The organism is Bordetella genomosp. 5 (genome assembly GCF_002261475.1).
Classification (GTDB): domain Bacteria; phylum Pseudomonadota; class Gammaproteobacteria; order Burkholderiales; family Burkholderiaceae_B; genus Bordetella.
In genome coordinates this window covers 42,687-60,061 of the sequence record NZ_NEVN01000003.1, presented here as the reverse complement: position 1 = coordinate 60,061, position 17,375 = coordinate 42,687, and the positions used below count along the sequence as shown (strand labels likewise).

The 17,375-nt window shown below is 66.6% G+C and carries 18 protein-coding genes; 4 read left to right on the top strand and 14 right to left on the bottom strand.

Features of this window, described 5'->3' with window-relative positions:
• Positions 1-9: 9 nt before the first annotated feature.
• From rpoE to CEK29_RS06100, 10 genes are all read right to left on the bottom strand, one after another.
• Positions 10-609, bottom strand: a complete 600-nt coding sequence (gene rpoE, locus CEK29_RS06145) for an RNA polymerase sigma factor RpoE (protein ID WP_094798812.1) — start codon at positions 607-609, stop codon at positions 10-12.
• Positions 606-1,106, bottom strand: coding sequence for a hypothetical protein (locus tag CEK29_RS06140; RefSeq protein ID WP_094857612.1), 501 nt, complete (start codon positions 1,104-1,106; stop codon positions 606-608). The genes rpoE and CEK29_RS06140 overlap by 4 nt, the downstream gene beginning before the upstream one ends.
• 1 nt (position 1,107) lies before the next feature.
• Positions 1,108-2,337, bottom strand: a complete 1,230-nt coding sequence (gene fabF, locus CEK29_RS06135) for a beta-ketoacyl-ACP synthase II (RefSeq protein ID WP_094798810.1) — start codon at positions 2,335-2,337, stop codon at positions 1,108-1,110.
• Positions 2,338-2,531: 194 nt separating this feature from the next.
• Positions 2,532-2,771 carry an acyl carrier protein gene (gene acpP, locus CEK29_RS06130; RefSeq protein WP_003813816.1) on the bottom strand — a complete coding sequence of 80 codons (240 nt, stop codon included), beginning with the start codon at positions 2,769-2,771 and terminating at the stop codon, positions 2,532-2,534.
• 272 nt (positions 2,772-3,043) lie between these two features.
• Complete coding sequence (gene fabG, locus CEK29_RS06125; protein WP_094798809.1) at positions 3,044-3,796, bottom strand: 3-oxoacyl-ACP reductase FabG; 753 nt, start codon at positions 3,794-3,796, stop codon at positions 3,044-3,046.
• 1 nt (position 3,797) lies between these two features.
• Complete coding sequence (gene fabD / locus CEK29_RS06120) at positions 3,798-4,733, bottom strand: ACP S-malonyltransferase (RefSeq protein ID WP_094798808.1); 936 nt, start codon at positions 4,731-4,733, stop codon at positions 3,798-3,800.
• A 104-nt stretch (positions 4,734-4,837) separates the two neighbouring features.
• Positions 4,838-5,824 carry a beta-ketoacyl-ACP synthase III gene (locus tag CEK29_RS06115; protein WP_094798807.1) on the bottom strand — a complete coding sequence of 329 codons (987 nt, stop codon included), beginning with the start codon at positions 5,822-5,824 and terminating at the stop codon, positions 4,838-4,840.
• Entirely contained in the window at positions 5,824-6,867 is a 1,044-nt protein-coding gene (plsX, locus tag CEK29_RS06110) for a phosphate acyltransferase PlsX (RefSeq protein ID WP_094798806.1), read from the bottom strand. The genes CEK29_RS06115 and plsX overlap by 1 nt, the downstream gene beginning before the upstream one ends.
• A 60-nt stretch (positions 6,868-6,927) precedes the next feature.
• The gene (gene rpmF / locus CEK29_RS06105) at positions 6,928-7,110 is read right to left on the bottom strand and encodes a 50S ribosomal protein L32 (RefSeq protein ID WP_094798805.1); all 183 of its coding nucleotides are present in this window, start codon (positions 7,108-7,110) and stop codon (positions 6,928-6,930) included.
• A gap of 52 nt (positions 7,111-7,162) precedes the next feature.
• A complete protein-coding gene (locus CEK29_RS06100; protein WP_255176084.1) occupies positions 7,163-7,723 on the bottom strand; it encodes a YceD family protein in 561 nt (186 codons plus the stop codon).
• 352 nt (positions 7,724-8,075) lie between these two features.
• Here CEK29_RS06100 and CEK29_RS06095 point away from each other — a divergent pair, with 352 nt between their 5' ends.
• The 3 genes from CEK29_RS06095 to CEK29_RS06085 are packed head-to-tail and all read left to right on the top strand — an operon-like array spanning position 8,076 to position 10,215.
• On the top strand, positions 8,076-8,708 hold the full coding sequence (locus CEK29_RS06095) for a Maf family nucleotide pyrophosphatase (protein ID WP_094857610.1): 633 nt from the start codon (positions 8,076-8,078) through the stop codon (positions 8,706-8,708).
• Positions 8,705-9,418 (top strand): SAM-dependent methyltransferase, encoded by a 714-nt coding sequence (locus CEK29_RS06090; RefSeq protein WP_094857609.1) that lies wholly within the window; start codon positions 8,705-8,707, stop codon positions 9,416-9,418. The genes CEK29_RS06095 and CEK29_RS06090 overlap by 4 nt, the downstream gene beginning before the upstream one ends.
• Positions 9,415-10,215, top strand: a complete 801-nt coding sequence (locus tag CEK29_RS06085; RefSeq protein WP_094857608.1) for an N-acetylmuramoyl-L-alanine amidase — start codon at positions 9,415-9,417, stop codon at positions 10,213-10,215. Before CEK29_RS06090 ends, CEK29_RS06085 begins: the two co-directional genes overlap by 4 nt.
• A 24-nt stretch (positions 10,216-10,239) precedes the next feature.
• Here the strand turns inward: CEK29_RS06085 and msrQ are convergent, their stop codons facing one another.
• The 4 genes from msrQ to CEK29_RS06065 all read right to left on the bottom strand — a co-directional run bounded on the left by msrQ (position 10,240) and on the right by CEK29_RS06065 (position 13,719).
• Positions 10,240-10,884: a protein-methionine-sulfoxide reductase heme-binding subunit MsrQ gene (gene msrQ / locus CEK29_RS06080; RefSeq protein WP_094857607.1), complete on the bottom strand. Its 645-nt coding sequence runs from the start codon at positions 10,882-10,884 to the stop codon at positions 10,240-10,242.
• 22 nt (positions 10,885-10,906) lie between these two features.
• Positions 10,907-11,851: a protein-methionine-sulfoxide reductase catalytic subunit MsrP gene (gene msrP / locus CEK29_RS06075; protein ID WP_094798799.1), complete on the bottom strand. Its 945-nt coding sequence runs from the start codon at positions 11,849-11,851 to the stop codon at positions 10,907-10,909.
• A gap of 244 nt (positions 11,852-12,095) precedes the next feature.
• Complete coding sequence (locus CEK29_RS06070) at positions 12,096-12,758, bottom strand: HAD family hydrolase (protein WP_094798798.1); 663 nt, start codon at positions 12,756-12,758, stop codon at positions 12,096-12,098.
• 1 nt (position 12,759) lies between these two features.
• The gene (locus tag CEK29_RS06065; RefSeq protein ID WP_094857606.1) at positions 12,760-13,719 is read right to left on the bottom strand and encodes an RluA family pseudouridine synthase; all 960 of its coding nucleotides are present in this window, start codon (positions 13,717-13,719) and stop codon (positions 12,760-12,762) included.
• 591 nt (positions 13,720-14,310) lie between these two features.
• On the opposite strand from CEK29_RS06065, the gene CEK29_RS06060 reads away from it, so the two are divergent.
• Positions 14,311-17,349, top strand: a complete 3,039-nt coding sequence (locus CEK29_RS06060) for an Rne/Rng family ribonuclease (protein WP_094857605.1) — start codon at positions 14,311-14,313, stop codon at positions 17,347-17,349.
• Positions 17,350-17,375 lie beyond the last annotated feature (26 nt).

The window sequence follows — 17,375 nt, the reverse complement described above, 5'->3', positions numbered from 1 at the left end:
TGCCACTCCTTACCAGCGACGCTCGGCATCGGTGTCAAGCAGAGGCCGCAACCGATTGGAAATGGCTTCGCGGGCGCGGAAAATGCGCGAGCGAACCGTACCAATGGGACAGTCCATGCTTTGGGCGATGTCTTCGTAACTCATACCTTCGATTTCACGCAGGACGATAGCGGTCCGCAGCTCCTCGGGCAATTCCTCGATCGCGGCGTTGACCGTCTCGGCGATCTCGCGGCTGGCGAACATCGCTTCTGGCGTGCTTATATCGGTTAGGTTGTCGGTTTCGTTAAAAGTTTCACCGTCTTCCGTTTCTATCGCATTGGGCGCGCTCGGGCGCCGCCCCTGGGAAGCCAGCCAATTTCGTGCCGTATTGATCGCAATACGATACAACCACGTATAGAAGGCGCTTTCTCCGCGAAACTGCGGCAGGGCCCGGTAGGCCTTGATGAATGCCTCCTGCGCCACATCCTCGATCTCGGATGGGTCGCGGATCATCCGCGCCAGCAGGCGCAGTATCTTGCGCTGATACTTCAGTACCAGCAGGTCGAAAGCTTTCTTGTCGCCGCGTTGCACGCGCGCGACAAGTTCGGCGTCGACATCGCGTTCGCTCATGACGCCCCTCTGCGCGGCACCGCGCTGCGGTCGGCTGCCCGCGCCAGGACGCGCAGACGCCGCCATTGCTCAGGCGGCAGGCCTGAACGCCAGACGGTGCAGGTGATCTTGCTATTTGTAACACAGAAGGCCGTGGCGTCAAGCTCGAGATCGAGCCGGACGTGAGCCGGCGCTAGACGCGCCCGGCGCAGCGTGGCGCGGTGCCAGTGCCGCTGGCGGCGCACTCGCCAGCCGTCGGCCGCTGGCCCGGCGCTCAGGGCGCGCGGCGAGGCGCTGCGCTTGGGCACACCCGCCCAACCCAGGCCACCGCCCAGCCCTGCCAGCGCGATGCCGGCAAGCCAGACGAGCCCGTCGGCCATCCCGGCCGCCAGCGTTCCGGCCACCGCCGCCATGCCCGCACCCAACGCAGCCGCAAGGCTGCGCAGCGCGCGGGCAAGGACGGGTTGGTGTACCGGAATCCGCAGAACGCCGGGGATGCGACGGGCGTCGACGCTCAACTCAGACCCGACGCACAGCCATCGAGCCGTTGGTGCCGCCAAACCCGAAGGAGTTGGACAGCGCCACGTCGATCTTCATATCACGCGCCTGGTTGGCGCAGTAATCCAGGTCGCACTCGGGATCCTGGTTGAAGATATTGATCGTGGGCGGCGAGATCTGGTTGTAGACGGCCAGCGTCGTGAACACGGCTTCGATACCCCCGGCCGCGCCGAGCAAGTGCCCGGTCATCGACTTGGTGGAGTTCACCACCAGCTTGTGGGCGCGATCGCCGAACGCGAGCTTCAGTGCCTCGGTTTCGTTCTTGTCACCCAGCGGCGTGGAGGTGCCGTGCGCGTTGACGTAATCGACCTCATCGAGATTGATCGAGCCGTTGCGCAGCGCATTGACGATGCCGCGACGCGGACCGTCCTTGTCGGGGGCCGTGATGTGATGCGCGTCGGAGCTCATGCCGTAGCCGACGAACTCGCCGTAAATGCGCGCACCGCGCTTCTTGGCGTGTTCGTATTCTTCGAGCACCAGCACGCCAGCGCCCTCGCCCAGCACGAAGCCGTCGCGGTCGCGGTCCCAGGGACGCGATGCGGTGGTCGGATCGTCGTTGCGCGTGGACAGTGCGCGCATGGCGGCAAAGCCACCGATGCCCAGCATCGACACGGTCGACTCGGCACCGCCGGCGACCATCACGTCGGCATCACCGTACTCGATCAGACGCGCGGCATCGCCGATGCTGTGCAGACCGGTGGTGCACGCCGACACGACGGCATAGCTCGGGCCCTTCATGCCATAGACAATCGAGAGCTGACCCGAGATGAGGTTGATCAACGAACCCGGCACGAAGAACGGCGAGATCCGACGCGGGCCCTTGGCCAGCAGGTCGGTCTGGGTTTCTTCGATACGCGGCAGGCCACCGATGCCCGAGCCGATGATCACGCCGATGCGCTCGGCATTCTCTTCGGTCACTTCCAGACCACAGTCGCGCCAGGCTTGCATGCCGGCAGCCAGGCCGTAATGGATGAAGGTATCCATTTGGCGGGCTTCTTTTGCCGGCACGAACTGGGTGACGTCGAAGTCCTTGACCTCACCCGCGATGTGCGTGGTCAGGCTGGACGGATCGAAACGGGTGATGCGGCCAATGCCAGAACGTCCGTTGACGATATTGTCCCAAGCGGTGGCTAGGTCATTGCCCACGGGGGACACGATACCCAGGCCGGTGATGACGACTCGTCGCTTCACGGATGACTCCTCAAACAGACAAAATAAAGGCGGTTTTCGGGAGGTACTGCGCGCGGCCCTCGCCGGCCGACCTGACCGCCGGGGACGTGCCCGGCCGGATCATGTGTCGCGGCAATTGCGCGGCAGCTTCCAGAAACCGCCCAGTTCCCGGCGCTGTACCCGAAAAGGGCGCGCGCGGGAGGATACAGGCCAGCTTACTGCTTACCGTGCGAATTGATGTAGTCAATCGCTTGTTGCACGGTCGTGATCTTTTCGGCCTCTTCGTCGGGGATCTCGGTCTCGAATTCATCTTCGAGGGCCATGACCAGCTCGACCATGTCGAGCGAATCGGCACCGAGGTCGTCAAGGAAGGAGGACTCGTTCTTGATCTCGGCTTCGTTCACGCCAAGTTGTTCAGCGACGATCTTCTTGACGCGCTGTTCGATGCTTTCCATGCAGATCTCCAATTGGGAAAAATCCCGCGAATTATAGCCAAGCGCAGAGGAATGCAAACGCCAGGCCATGACAAAAATAACACCAGCATGCGAAAGACTGTTTTCAGCCCCTGGGAATGACGACCACGGAGGCCGCCACACATACCCTTCACATGCCTTGCCGAGGCCCCGTTGCGGCCGCCCGATAAAGACGGGGCTTGCTCGCTGGGGCACCCGGGCGGGTGCTGCGATGGTACGACGGCGCGGCCAAGGCCGAGCCGTCGTACCGGAACTCATTGCATGTACATCCCGCCGTTGACGTGGAGGGTCGTACCCGTAATGTAACCCGCCTGCGGACCGGCCAGGAAGGCCACCGCGTGGGCGATATCGGCCGGGTCGCCGAGGCGGCCCAGCGGAATCTGCTGCAACAGCGCGGCGTGCTGGTCTTCGCCCAGTACGCGCGTCATGTCGGTGTCGATGAAGCCCGGCGCGACGCAATTGACCGTGATGTTGCGGCTACCCAGCTCACGAGCCAAAGCACGTGCCATGCCCGCCACGCCCGCCTTCGCGGCGGCGTAGTTGGCCTGGCCCGCGTTGCCGCTGGCACCGACCACGGAGGTCACGTTGATGATGCGGCCCCAGCGGGCCTTCATCATGCCGCGCAGCACGGCGCGCGAGAGACGGAAGACGGCCGCGAGGTTGGTGTCGATCACGGCGTCCCAGTCGTCGTCTTTCATGCGCATGGCGAGCGTGTCACGCGTGATGCCGGCGTTATTGACGAGGATGTGCGGGCCGCCGCCCTCTTTGCCCAGCGTCTCGATGAGCGCTTCGGCAGCCTTGGTATCGGTCACGTCGAGCACCACACCGCGGCCGCCCAGCGGAGCCAGCGCTTCGTTGATGGTCTGCGCGCCGGCCTCGGACGTGGCCGTGCCGACGACGGTGGCGCCGCGTGCCGCCAGCTCGGCGGCGATGGCCTTGCCGATACCGCGCGTCGCGCCGGTCACCAGGGCAATCTTGCCCTCGAGTTCGTTCGAGTGTTTTTCCATGTCAGTTTCCGTGCACCACCGCGAGGGCGGCTTCCAGGGAGGCGGGATCGGTGATGGCCAGGCCCGTGAGCTCGCCGTCGATGCGCTTGGTCAGGCCGGTAAGCACTTTGCCGGGACCGCATTCGATCACATGCGTGATGCCCTGCGCCTTCATGGCCTGGAGGGTTTCGACCCAACGCACAGCATGCCATGCCTGGCGCACCAGCGCATCCCGGATCGCGTCCGGCGTATCCACGGTCGCGACATCCACGTTGTTGATGAGGGGCACCTGCGGGGCCACGACGTCGATGTCGGCGAGCGCGGCGGCCAACACCTCGGCGGCGGGCTGCAGCAGGCTGGAGTGGAACGGCGCCGAGACCGGCAGCAGCAGCGCGCGCTTGGCGCCGGCGGCCTTCGCGGCCTCGCAGGCACGCTCGACGGCGGCCTTGTGGCCCGCGATCACGACCTGAGCCGGTGCGTTGAAATTCACGGCTTCCACGATTTCGCCCTGAGCGGCTTCGGCGCAGGCGGCACGCACCGCGTCGTCGTCCAGGCCCAGGATGGCGGCCATGGCGCCGGTACCGACCGGCACGGCGGCCTGCATGGCGTCGGCGCGCACGCGCACCAGGCGCACGGCGTCTTCGAGCGCCAGCGCGCCAGCGGCCGTCAAGGCGGTGTATTCGCCGAGGCTGTGGCCGGCGACCAGCGCCGGCATCGGGCCACCGGCGGCACGCCACGCGGCGAAGCAGGCCATGCCCGCCGTCAGCATCGCGGGTTGCGTGTTGGTGGTGAGATTGAGCTGGTCGGCGGGACCCTGCTGGATCAGCGCGGCGAGGTCCTGGCCCAGCGCGGCGTTGGCACGCGCGAGCACATCGGCGACGGCGGCGTTACCTGCCCACGCATCGAGCATGCCGACCGCTTGGGAACCCTGACCGGGAAATACGAAAGCGACTTTCATGGATGTCCGTGATTTATGTTCGTTTCAATCGGGGCGTGTGACGCCCGGTTGCGGCGGACAGCGGGACACCGCTCGGGCGCCCCGCTCGCGCGGACGATCTGAACCTACATTCGGGCGAGCACAGAGCCCCAGGTGAAGCCACCGCCCACGCCCTGCATCAGCACGTGCTGGCCGGGTTTGATGCGGCCATCGCGGCGCGCCAGATCGAGCGCAAGCGGCACGCTGGCCGCCGACGTATTGGCGTGCTGATCGACCGAGATGACCACGCGGTCCGTGGAGATCTCGAGCTTCTTGGCAAGGAAATTGAGGATGCGCACGTTGGCCTGGTGCGGGACCAGCCAATCGAGCTGGTCGACGCCGATGCCGGCTTCCGCGCACACGGCGCGTGCCGAACGATCGAGCACCGTGACGGCCTGCTTGAAGACGGCCTGGCCATCCATGCGCAGGAACGGATCGCCCGTGACTTCGCCGTAGGCCACATTGCCCGCGGCACAGAGAATCTTGGTCTGGCTGCCGTCCGCATGCAGATGCGCGGCCAGAATACCGGGTTCGTCAGAGGCCTTGAGGACCACGGCACCCGCGCCGTCGCCGAACAACACGCAGGTGGCGCGGTCGTTCCAGTCGAGGATGCGGGAAAACACTTCGGCGCCGATCACCAGCGCGTTGCGCGCACGACCGGCACGCACGAAGCTGTCGGCGGTGGTCAGCGCGTAGACGAAGCCGGAGCAGACGGCCTGCACGTCGAACGCGGCGCCACCCTTCGCGCCGAGATTGGCCTGCACCAGGCAGGCCGTGCTCGGAAACACGAAATCGGGCGTGGAGGTCGCGACGATGATGAGGTCGAGGTCGGCGGCTTCGATGCCGGCGTCGGCGAGCGCGCGGCGCGCAGCCTCGGTGGCGAGCTGGCTCGTCGTCACGCCGCGTTCGGCGAGATGGCGCTGGCGGATGCCCGTGCGCTCGACGATCCACTCATCGGAAGTGACGATGCCACGCTCGGCCAGCTCGGCGGCCAGGGCATCGTTGGAGACGACGCGTTCGGGCAGAAACGAACCCGAGCCCGCGATCACGGAGTATTTCATGGACTTATCCATCAGGCATTGCCTCCTGCCGCATCACGCAACTGCACGCGCTCATTGATCTGCGCGACGGTCTGAGCCGTGCGCTCGAGCAGCTTGCTGACCACGGCTTCGCGTGCGCGTTGCAGCGCGAAACCATAGGAATACGCGTCGGCCGAGCCGTGGCTCTTGATGACCACGCCGCGCAGGCCCAGCAAGGCCGCGCCGTTGTAGCGCCGGTTGTCGACGCGGCGACGCAGGCGGTTGAGCACCGGCGTGGCCACGGCGCCGACCAGCAGCGTCACGATGTTGCGCTTGAATTCTTCGCGGATCACGCTGGAGAGCATCTTGGCCAGGCCTTCGACGGACTTCAGCACCACGTTGCCGACAAAGCCATCGCAAACGACGACGTCGACCGTGCCCTTGAAAATATCGTTGCCTTCCACGTTCCCGTGGAAGTTCAGCGGACTCGCGCGCAACAGCTCGGCCGCTTCCTTGACCACTTCGTTGCCCTTGATGACCTCTTCACCGATGTTGAGCAGCCCCACGGTGGGGTTCTCGCGGTGATCGACGGCCTGCGCCAGCGCGGCACCCATGATGGCGAATTGCATCAGGTGCTCGGCGGTACAGTCGACGTTGGCCCCCAGATCGAGCACCGTGGTGGCGCGGCCGGTCTGGTTGGGAATGGAGGTGGCGATCGCCGGGCGGTCGATGCCGTCCAGCGTCTTGAGTACGTAGCGCGAAATCGCCATCCAGGCGCCGGTATTGCCGGCCGACACGCAGGCGTCGGCGCGGCCATCCTTGACGGCCTGAGCCGCCTGGCGCATGGAAGAATCTTTTTTGCGACGTAGCGCGACCTCGACCGGGTCGTCCATCGAGACGACCTCGGAGGCCGGTACGATTTCGAGGCGGTCGCGCGGCACCGAGCGTTGCTCGGCCAGCGCAGCCTCGATGGCATCGGGCAGTCCGACCAGCAGCAACCGGGTATCCGGGAACTGCCGGGCGAACTCGATCGCGGCCGGTATCGTAACGGGCAGACCGAAGTCCCCGCCCATGCAGTCTATGGCGATGCGTATCACGGGTGCCAGATCAGCGTCGAGCTGAGACGGTCTACCGGTTTACGAGAGACGACGCGTGACTTATTCGTCAGCCTTGGTCTTCAGGACCTTGCGACCACGATAGAAGCCGTTGGGGCTGATGTGGTGACGCAGGTGCGATTCGCCCGTGTTGGGCTCGATGGCCGTCGGGGGATTCGTCAGGAAATCGTGCGAGCGGTGCATACCGCGCTTGGACGGGGACTTCTTGTTTTGTTGAACAGCCATGATGACTCCTAGAAACGGGCCGCATTGTACGCGAATGCGGCACGAGTTGATCTCAATTCTTGCGCTTCAGTTGTTCCAACACCGCAAACGGTGATGGACGCTTGACTTCGGGCGACTCGACTTCTTCGTCCGAAACGGCCTCCTGCCCTGGGCAGACCTCGTGCCGGGGCACGTAGGGAATGCTCAGGATGAGTTCATCCTCGATCTGGGCCAACAGATCGAAGCGATGCGAACCCACCACCTTTTCGGGTAGTCTGGCCGCGGCCTCAAAATCTTCGCCCTGCTCATCGAGGTCGCCGAGGTCGTCTTCGAGATCGTCCTCGGATGCCACGAGTTGCAGCACGACGGTGGAATCCACCGAATACACAAAGGGTGCATTGCAGCGCTGGCACACCAGAATCGGCGCGGCTTGCACATGCAATTGCAGTAGCGGCTGACCGCCGATCACCGCGCCAGAACGGCTGGTGCCTTTTCCTTGCTCGCCCTGCACGGACCAACGGACCATGCCGGCGCCGCTCTCATCCGGCCGGGCCTGCTCGGGCAGACCCTCGACAAACCGGTCGAGCCGCACAATGGGGACTTCCCCGTGCGCGTGCCCACGCTGGTTTGCCATGGCGATGGCATCGATGCGGCGCACATCGAATCGCGGGTCATCCGAGATTGCGCTCGACTTTCCCGTATTCGCCTTATCGTTCATGAGCTTCCTGCATCGAATGCGTGATGATTTTTGCGCACAATCCGCCGGGGCTGGGTTGGCACCTGGGGGGACCTGGGGGTACCTGAAAAGGTACCCGGGTTGGTACCCAGGTTGGTACCCGGGTTGGCACCCAGGTTGGTACCCGGGCTGGTACTCAGGTTGCTACCCGGGTTGCACCCAAAAGCGGAGCCTGCCCGCTGCCTCGCACAGCAAAATGCCGCAAAACGTTAGATAATACCGTGACTTACAGCCTACCGTCAAACTTGGCATGCCCGTCACACAGTCTGCAACAGCCGATTCGCCTCCCGCCCAAACCCGCCTGATCCTCGCATCGAGCTCGCGCTACCGCCGCGAGCTGCTGGCGCGCCTGCGCCTGCCGTTCGAGAGCATTTCGCCCGATGTGGACGAAACGCCACAACCGGGCGAAGCGCCCGCGGCGCTGGCACTGCGCCTGTCCGAAGCCAAGGCGCACGTGATTGCAGCCCGGCACCCCGATGCGCTGGTCATCGGATCCGACCAGGTCGCCACCATCGACGGCAGCCCGATCGGCAAACCGGGCGATTTTGCCCGCGCCCACGCCCAGCTGACCCAGCTATCGGGCCGCGAGGTGGAGTTTCACAGTGCGATGGCCGTGACCGACGGCACGCGCACCGAGCGTGTCGATGTCGTCACGCGCTGCCGCTTTCGCGTGCTCACGCCGGCCGCGATCACCGCTTATCTGCACGCCGAAGCGCCCTACGATACCGCGGGCAGCGCCAAGGCGGAAAGCCTGGGGATCGCCCTGATGGATCGCATCGAGAGCGACGACCCGACCGCCATCATCGGCCTGCCGCTGATTGCCCTCACCCGCATCCTGGCCGGCTTCGGCTGGGATCCGCTCGACCGCGCGGGGCAGGCATGAGCGGCGCCCTGCACCTGATCCCGGTGGGCCTGGGCGAGTCGCCCGTCGAACGCTGGCTGCCGGCGGACGCCCGGGCACTGGCCGGCAAGCTCGACCTCTACATCGCCGAAAACGCCAAGACGGCGCGCGCCTTCCTGAAGCTGATCGGCACGGAGCGCCCGCTCCAGGAGATCACCATCCATACCCTGAGCGACAAGGCCGACGCGCGCCAGATCGAAAGCTGGCTCGAGCCGCTGCGCGAGGGGCGCGATATCGGACTGGTGTCGGAGGCGGGCTGCCCCGCGGTGGCCGACCCCGGCGCCAAGGTGGTGGCCGTGGCGCACCGCCTCGGCCTGCCGGTGCGCCCCTGGGTCGGCCCCTCCTCGATCCTGCTCGGCCTGATGGCGAGCGGGCTCGACGGGCAGCGCTTCGCGTTCCACGGCTACGCCCCCGTGGATCCGGCCGAGCGGGCCAAACAATTGCGCGCATGGGAACAACACTCGGCCAAAAACGATCAGACCCAGATGCTGATCGAAACCCCTTATCGCAACGCCGCCATGTTCGGCACCCTGCTCTCCGCGCTGCGCGGCGACACGCGCCTGTGCGTGGCGCGCGCCCTGACCACCGCCCAGGAATGGGTCATAACCCGCACCGTGGCGCAATGGAAGCAGAGCCCGCCTCCCGACCTCGACAAACAGCCGACGCTATTTCTGTTCCTGGCGGCCAAATGACGGGCGCGGCACGCTTCGGCGCGGCGGCGCTCGCCCTCCTGGCCCTGGCGGGCTGCGCCAGCCGGGGTCCGGCGGGGCTCGATCTGGACACCTCCGTCACCGCGCAAGGCCAGAGCAGCCGCGCACGCTATGTGGTCCTGCATTACACGACGTCCGACGACGCCCGGTCGCTGCACATCCTGTCCACCGCGAAGGTCAGCTCGCATTACCTCGTGGCCGAGGCCCCGGCGGGCAAGGTCTATCGGCTGGTGGACGAGAATCGAGCGGCCTGGCACGCGGGCGCCAGCGCCTGGTATGCCCAGCGCTCGTTGAATTTCACGTCGATAGGCGTCGAGGTCGTGAACCCCGGCTTCACCGAGGGGCCGGGCGGCGAGCGTGTCTGGCATCCATATCAGCCGCGGCAGATCCAGACACTCGTCACCCTGCTGCAGGATGTCATCCGGCGTCATGGCATCGCGCCCGAGAACGTGGTGGGCCACAGCGACATCGCCCCGCAGCGCAAGCTCGATCCCGGCCCGCTCTTTCCGTGGCGCCAACTCGCGCAAGCCGGCATCGGCCGCTGGTTCGACGAGACCGGGGCCGCGCAGCACCTGGCCCGCATGCAGACGACGGGCCTGCCCGACGTGGCGTGGTTCCAGCAACAACTGGCGCGCCTGGGCTACGACACGCCGCAGCACGGCCAGCTCGACCGGGCGACCATCAACGTGCTGGCGGCATTTCAGATGCACTATCGCCCCGCCACCCACGACGGCCAGCCCGACATCGAAACCGCGGCCATCATGCTCGCCATGCCCTGACGGGTGCGGCGGCACCGCGGCCGCTCAGGCCGGGCTCGGCCGGCGCCGCCACCACGCGACGACGCGCCAGCCCAGCAGCACGGCGAGCACGCCGGCGTAGATGAGCGGCTCGCGCAGATCGTTCTTGCCGGCCTTGTGCCACCAGTAGTGCAGGATGGCCAGCAGGCCGATCACGTACACCGCACGATGCAGCGTCTGCCAGCGCTTGCCGAGGCGCCGCATCGCGGCCTGCGTGGAGGTGAGCGCAAGCAGGCTCATCAGCACGAAAGCGGCGAATCCCACGGCGATGAACGGCCGCTGCCCGAGGTCCTGCAGCATCGCGGCGGGATCCAGCCCGCGATCCCACCACACCCAGGTACAGAAATGCAGGCTCGCATAGAAAAACGCAAACAGCCCGCACATGCGGCGCAGCCGCACCAGGGCCGGCTGGCCCAGCAGGCGCCGCAGCGGCGTGATCGCCAGCGTGACCAGCAGGCAGACGAGCGTCCAGGTGCCGGAGGATCGCGTCAGGAACTCGACGGGATTGGCGGTGAGACCATCGTTGAACCCCAGCCAGATCCAGCGCAGAAACGGCAGCAGGCCCAGCAGGAACAGAACGGGCTTGAAGCGCGCGATGGCGCGCGCCGACCAGGCGGGATGCGGCGCGGGCGCCGCGGGCGCGCGACTCACGCCCGTACTCCGGTAAACAGCATCAGTAGTTCGCCTTCAGATCCATGCCCTGGTAGAGCGACGCCACCTGGTCCGCGTAGCCATTGAAGGCCAGGGTCTTGCGCTTGGGCGTGAACAGACCGTCCTCGCCGATGCGCCGCTCCGTGGCCTGGCTCCAGCGCGGATGCGGCACGTCGGGGTTCACATTGGCATAGAAGCCGTACTCCTGCGGGGCGGCCTTCATCCACGAGCTGACCGGCTGCTTCTCGACCAGACGGATCGCCACCAGGGACTTGGCCGACTTGAAGCCGTACTTCCAGGGGACGGCCAACCTCAACGGCGCCCCGTTCTGCTTGGGCAGCACCTTGCCGTACAGGCCGAACACCAGCATGGTCAGCGGATGCATGGCCTCGTCGATGCGCAGCGCCTCGACATAGGGCCAGTCGAGCACCGCCGAGCGCACGCCGGGCATGTTTTCGCGCTGCACCACACTGACGAACTCGACGTATTTGGCCTTGCTGGTCGGCTGGACCTGCTTGAGCACCTCGGCCACCGAATAACCGACCCACGGAATCACCATGGACCAGCCCTCGACACAACGCAGCCGATAGACGCGGTCTTCCATGGGCGCGAGCTTGAGCAGCGTGTCGATGTCGAACGTCGCCGGCTTCTCGACCTCGCCCTCGACCTTGACCGTCCAGGGCCGCACCTGCAGCTTGCCTGCATTGGCGGCCGGATCGCTCTTGTCGAGGCCGAACTCGTAGTAGTTGTTGTAGGTGGTGACGTCCTTGATGGGCGTCTGCTTTTCCATCACCGAGAAGGGCGACGCCCGGCCCGGCAGGGCGTCGCCCTCGGCGCGCGCCCAGGCCGGCAGGCTCAGGGCCGCGGCGGCGGCGCCGGTGCGCAGCATCCACTCTCTGCGGGACTGCCAGACGGATTCGGGGGTGATTTCGGAGGGCAGGACATCGCCCGGCTTGCGTACGAACATGCGTTTCTCCCGAGAGCGCGACGCTCGCGACACATGACGCGCCGCGCAGCATCCAATACAGGATAGACGGAACCGCCCAGCGATTTATTCCCGTTTCTCCCGCAACGTTCAGACAGCACGGGCACGGCGGCGTTCCCGGCACGGCGGGAACGCGGAGACGGCCTGATGTCGACGCGCCGACTCGGGGCGCTATGCCGGCGCGCCCATCCGGGGCGCTATGCCGGCGCCCGCCGACCCGGGGGCCTTATGCCGGCGCGCCGACCCGGGGCTTGAGCCAGGCCGACATGGCGGCCACGCTGTCGACCACGGCCTGCGGGGCGCAGCCCTCCAGATCGCTGATCGGATGGGCACCGTACGAGACGCCCAGCCCGTGCACGCCCGCATTGACGGCCATCTGAAGATCATGGGAGGTATCCCCGATCATAAGCATGTCGGCGGGCTCGGCGACGAGCTCGCGCATCAGCTGGTGCAACATCTCGGGATGCGGCTTGCTGAAGGTCTCGTCGGCGGTGCGGGTGGCATCGAACATATGACGCAGACCGGTCGCGGCCAGCACGCGGTCCAGGCCCACCCGGCTCTTGCCGGTGGCGACGGCCAGACGCACATTCTGGTTGGCCAGGTCGGTCAGCAGCTCGCGCGCGCCGTCGAACAGACGCAGCTCGGGGTCGCGCAACAGGTAATGAATGCGGTAGCGCTCCAGAAACCGCGGCAGTAGGGCCGGGGTGAGCTCGGGGACGGCACGGCGAAGCGCGCTCTCGAGCGACAGCCCGATCACCCAGCTCGCCGCCGAAGCGGTGGGCACGGGCAGGTCCAGATCGCGACAGGCGTTCTGGATGGCGGCTACGATGCTGTGGGTCGAATCCATCAGCGTGCCATCCCAATCGAACACCACGAGGGAATAGGCCATGTCAGGCGGTCTCCAGTTGCTGCAACAGCTTTTGGCAGGCGGCCGGCAGCTCGGCCGTCAACCTGAGGGTTTCGCCCGTCAGGGGATGGGCGATCGTCAATTGGTGTGCATGCAGAAACATGCGGTTAAAGCCCATGCGCGCGAACCGGGCGCGGGTTTCATCCGGCCCGTATTTATCGTCGCCCACGATCGGAAAGCCGCTGCCGGCCAGATGCACGCGGATCTGGTGGGTGCGACCGGTGCGCAGTTCGGCGTCGACCAGGCTGTAGCCGCCGAACCGCTGCCTGAGGCTCACGATCGTATGGGCAAACTGGCCGTCGGGGTCGACGCGCACGCGGCGCTCGCCGCTCTGGGTGGTCCATTTGGTGAGACCCAGCTTGATGTGCTGGCGGTCGTTGACCCAATCGCCCTCGACCAGCGCGTAATAGTGCTTGTTGCCCTTGCCCTCGCGCAGCATGGCGTGCAGGGCCAGCAGCGCGCTGCGCTTTTTGGCGACCATCAGCAGCCCGGAGGTCTCGCGGTCGAGGCGATGCACCAGTTCCAGAAAGCGGGCCTCCGGGCGCGCCGCGCGCAGCTGCTCGATCACGCCGAACGACACGCCGCTTCCGCCATGGACGGCAACGCCCGCGGGCTTGTCGATCACCAGCAGGGCGTCGTCTTCGAACACGACCGGAAACTCTGAAGCAGGAACAGGCTTGGGCGCGCCGGGGTCGGGCAGCCGCAGCGGCGGCACGCGCACGATGTCGCCCGCCTGGACCCGGTATTCGGCTTGAATACGTCCCTTATTTACGCGAACCTCGCCACCACGGATGGCTTTGTAGATATGACTTTTGGGGACACCCTTGCACAGACGCAGCAAGAAATTGTCGATCCGCTGGCCGGCCTGCTCGGCGTCGACCTCGACCAGGCGCACCTGGGGAACAGCAGGGGAACTTTGTTTGCGCATTGCGGAAAGCGGCATATAATCGGGACAGCCTGAAGGGGCTGAACTGAGGGGGCTGACCTGCGAGAGCTGTACCAGCCGTCTGGCGTTGAGATGCGGATGTTGTTTGGAATCGCTTGAATGAATTCATTTCAAGCTTTAAAAATTCCAGCGATCCACGCGTCTCCGTCGGGCGCGTAGGCCAACATTGTACCGCCTGCTCGTTCAGCTCCGGGGTCTCTTGGTCGCCGGCTCGACCGAGTCCTGCCGGACGGTGGTGTGGCACGCTTTGCCCGCCTTCCTGGTATGACCGTCGCAAGTCGCAAGCGGCTCTGAAGCACCGCAAGAATCGTCGCTAATATTTATACGCACCAGGTGCGCGCAGGACATCCCGCCGCACCTGACGTTCACAGCAATCTTTTCGTCAACCACAATTCAGTGAAGCTGACCCCCCTGCTGAAAGAACCCCGTGCCGCACACCGGCACGACGTGCCCGCCTGACCCGCGGCGGATACGCCTGGGCGCAGCCCAGGTACGGTCCGCATTCTTCTTGCCGCTTCAGTCCGCAGCCCGAGTGACCCGAGGTCACGCGCCGATATCGGCGCGTCATGACAACGGAGAAACCCTCTCATGAAGCGCATGCTGTTTAACGCGACGCACCAGGAAGAACTGCGCGTCGCGATCGTCGATGGGCAAAAGCTCATCGACCTCGACATCGAAACCGCCGGCCGCGAACAGCGCAAAGGCAACATCTACAAAGGCGTCATCACCCGCATCGAGCCTGGTCTCGAAGCCTGCTTCGTCAACTACGGCGAAGATCGCCACGGCTTTCTGCCCTTCAAGGAAGTCGCCCGCACCTACTTCAAGGAAGGCGTGGACGTGCGCACGGCGCGCATCCAGGACGCCCTGCGCGAAGGCCAGGAGCTGATCGTCCAGGTCGAAAAAGAAGAACGTGGCAACAAGGGCGCCGCCCTGACCACCTTCATCTCGCTCGCCGGCCGTTATCTGGTCCTGATGCCCAACAACCCCCGTGGCGGTGGCGTTTCGCGCCGCGTCGAGGGCGAGGACCGCCAGGAACTGCGCGACACGATGGAACAGCTCGACGTGCCCCAGGGCATGAGCATCATCGCGCGCACGGCAGGCATCGGCCGCAACGTCGAAGAGCTGCAATGGGACCTGTCCTATCTGATGCAGCTCTGGAGCGCCATCGATGTCGCCGCCCGCGACAACGCCGCCCCGATCCTGATCTACCTCGAGTCCAGCCTGGTCATCCGGGCCATCCGCGACTACTTCTCGCCCGAAATCGGCGAGATCCTGATCGATACCGACGAGATCGCCGATCAGGCCACCGCCTTCATGGCCGTGGTGATGCCGGACAACGTCCAGCGCGTGAAGCGCTATCGCGACGACATCCCGCTGTTCTCGCGCTTCCAGATCGAACACCAGATCGAAACCGCGTACTCCCGTACCGTGCAACTGCCCTCGGGCGGCGCGGTCGTCATCGACCACACCGAAGCCCTCGTGGCGGTGGACGTCAACTCGGCACGTTCCACCCGTGGCGCCGACATCGAGGAAACCGCCCTGCGGACCAACCTCGAAGCCGCCGACGAAGTGGCCCGCCAGCTGCGCCTGCGCGACCTGGGCGGTCTGATCGTGATCGACTTTATCGACATGGAGGACAGCAAGAACCAGCGCGCCGTCGAACAGCGCCTGCGTGATGCCCTGCATTTCGACCGTGCCCGCGTCCAGATGGGCAAGATCTCGCGCTTCGGCCTGATGGAACTGTCGCGCCAGCGCCTGCGTCCGGCCCTGAACGAAGGCTCGCACATCACCTGCCCGCGCTGCACCGGCACCGGCGTGATCCGCGATGCCGAATCGAGCGCGCTGCAAGTCCTGCGCCTGCTCCAGGAAGAAGCCATGAAGGAAAACACCGCGGCGGTGCACGCCCAGGTGCCGGTCGATGTGGCCACCTTCCTGCTGAACGAAAAGCGCGCCGACATCGCCAAGATGGAAGCCCGCCTGAAGGTCAATCTGGTGCTGATCCCCAACAAGCACCTCGAGACCCCGCATCACCACATCGAGCGCCTGCGCCACGACGATCCCCGCCTGGAAGACACCAAGACCAGCTTCGAGCTGGCCGAGGCCCCGGCGACCGAAGTCGCTTGGCAGCCCAGCGAAAACGAAGTGAAGTCGCGTCCGGAAGCGCTGGTCAAGGGCATCACGCCCTCGCAGCCCGCTCCGGTGTCGACGCCGACGCCCGCCACCGCCGCACCGGCCCCGGCCGCCGGCTCGGGTCTGGGCTGGTTCAAGCGCCTGACCAACTGGCTGACCGGTGGCGGCGACGCCAAGCCGGCTCCGGCCGCCGAAGAAACCCCGGCCAAGCGCAACAGCGGTGGCCGCGGCAAGCGCGCCCATGATGGCCAGGAACGCCGTGGCGAACGTCATGGCTCCGACCGCAACCGCAATCGTCGCGGCAATGCCGAAGGCGAAGCGGCAGAAGGCGGTCGCCATCAGGTCCGTGGTGGCCGTCGTGGTGAAGAACGCGCCGAACGCGGTGCCGAACGCGGCGAGCGTCCCGCTCGCGGCGAACGCCAGGCTGACGGCCGCGCCGAGCGCGACGCCCAGCAGGCCGCCGCCGTCCAGCAGAACCGCAGCGAACGCGCCGACCGCCCGGCTCAGCCCGAGCTCAACGAAGACGGCACGCCGGCACGCAGCGGCCGCAACCGCCGTGGCCGTGGCCGCAACCGTCGCGAAGAAGGCGCCAGCGACGCGCCGATGAGCGAGCAGGAAAGCATGGTCGCCGCCCTGGCGGAAAGCGTGGCGCAGGCCCTGCCGGCCAGCACCCCCGCCGCCGCCCCGGTGGCGCCGGCTGCCCAGCCCGCTGAAGCCGCTACGGATGCCGATACCGGCGTGGATGCGATCGACGGCACCGACACCGGTGAAGCCGGTGCGGATCCGGAACGCAAGCGCCGCCGCCGCCGCAGCCGCCGTGGCCGCCGCAGCCAGGAAGACGGTACCGTGCTGAACGCCGATGGTCAGGCCGAAGACGGCGATGCCGCCGACGACGCCGCAGAAGCCCCGTTCGTGGCGCCGCAACACCCCGAAGCCACCGAAGGCGCACCGGTCACCCCGGCGCCGTCGCAGGCCGTGACCCCGGTCTCGGCACCGGTCCAGGAAGCCCCCGCCGCGGCGCCGCAAGCGCCCGTCCAGGTGGCAGCCGCCGAGGAAGCACCCGTTGCTCCCGCGCCGGTCGAGCCGGTCAAGGTCGAGGCCCCGGCCGACGCCCTGGCCGCACAGCCGGCCAGCAGCGCAGCCGCCGAACCGGCCGCGCCGGCTCCGGCGCCCGTGACGCCGCCCGCGGCGCCGGTCGAAGCGGCCCCCGCCGCCGCGGCACCGGTCGCTCCGGCTGCTCCGGCTGCTCCGGCTGCTCCGGCACAGGTTGCCCCGGCTGCCCCGGCTGCCGCCCCGATCGTCGTTCGCGGCGAGCAGGCGCTGAACGCCGTGGTCAACGCCGCCGGCCTGACCTGGGTCCAGACCAACCCGGAACGCCACGCACAAACGCAGCAAAGCATCGCTGCCACCCAGACGCCCGTGCGCCTGGGCCGTGAGCGCAAGCCGGTGGCTGCCGTCTCGAACGAACCCCTGGTTCAGGTCGAAACGCAGCACTGATGCGACGGCGGGTTTCCCGCCTCGCC